Origin of the sequence: Pandoraea sp. PE-S2R-1 (genome assembly GCF_002179865.1) — a bacterium.
GTDB lineage: Bacteria > Pseudomonadota > Gammaproteobacteria > Burkholderiales > Burkholderiaceae > Pandoraea.
Window position 1 is genome coordinate 1 of the sequence record NZ_NGUR01000001.1, and the last position, 1,195, is coordinate 1,195.

1 protein-coding gene is annotated in these 1,195 nt (G+C 59.7%); it reads right to left on the reverse strand.

Going from position 1 to position 1,195, the window contains the following annotated elements:
- Window positions 1-1,191 (reverse strand): elongation factor Tu, encoded by a 1,191-nt coding sequence (gene tuf / locus CDV44_RS00005; RefSeq protein ID WP_058376384.1) that lies wholly within the window; start codon window positions 1,189-1,191, stop codon window positions 1-3.
- Between the last annotated feature and the right edge of the window lie 4 nt (window positions 1,192-1,195).

The window sequence follows — 1,195 nt, forward strand, 5'->3', positions numbered from 1 at the left end:
TTAGGCAACGATCGTAGCAACCACGCCGGCGCCGACGGTACGGCCACCTTCGCGGATTGCGAAACGCAGACCTTCGGTCATGGCGATCGGAGCGATCAGCTTGACCGTGATCGACACGTTGTCGCCCGGCATGACCATTTCCTTACCTTCCGGCAGGCTGATCGAACCGGTCACGTCCGTCGTACGGAAGTAGAACTGCGGACGGTAGTTGTTGAAGAACGGCGTGTGACGACCACCTTCGTCCTTCGACAGAATGTAGACCTCGCCCGTGAAGTCCGTGTGCGGCTTGATCGAGCCCGGCTTGGCCAGAACCTGACCACGCTGGACGTCTTCACGCTTCGTGCCGCGCAGCAGAATACCGACGTTGTCGCCTGCCTGACCTTGGTCGAGCAGCTTGCGGAACATTTCAACGCCCGTGCAAATCGTCTTGACCGTCGGCACGATGCCCACGATTTCGATTTCTTCGCCGACCTTGACCACGCCCGACTCAACGCGACCCGTCACCACCGTGCCACGACCCGAGATCGAGAACACGTCTTCAACCGGCATCAGGAATGCCTTGTCGATCGCGCGCTCCGGCGTCGGGATGTACGTGTCCAGCGCTTCAGCCAGCGCCAGAATTGCCACTTCACCCAGTTCGCCCTTGTCGCCTTCCAGCGCCAGCTTGGCCGAACCCTTGACGATCGGCAGATCGTCGCCCGGGAATTCGTACTTCGTCAGAAGTTCGCGAACTTCCATTTCGACCAGCTCGAGCAGCTCGGCGTCGTCGACCATGTCGCACTTGTTCAGGAACACGATGATGTACGGCACGCCAACTTGGCGGGCCAACAGGATGTGCTCACGCGTTTGCGGCATCGGACCGTCTGCGGCCGAACAAACCAGGATTGCGCCGTCCATCTGCGCAGCACCGGTAATCATGTTCTTGACGTAGTCGGCGTGGCCCGGGCAGTCAACGTGTGCGTAGTGGCGGTTAGCCGTTTCGTACTCGATGTGCGCGGTGTTAATCGTAATACCGCGTGCCTTTTCTTCCGGCGCTGCGTCGATTTCGTCGTACTTCTTGGCCGTGCCGCCGAACTTCGACGACAGAACCGTTGCGATAGCGGCCGTCAGGGTGGTCTTGCCATGGTCAACGTGACCAATGGTGCCGACGTTCACGTGCGGCTTAGTCCGCTCGAATTTTTCCTTTGCCATTTCC

Bases quoted from the DNA above. Each gene is read 5' to 3' on its own strand.
- tuf (WP_058376384.1), bottom strand. From the start codon at position 1,191: ATGGCAAAGGAAAAATTCGAGCGGACTAAGCCGCACGTGAACGTCGGC.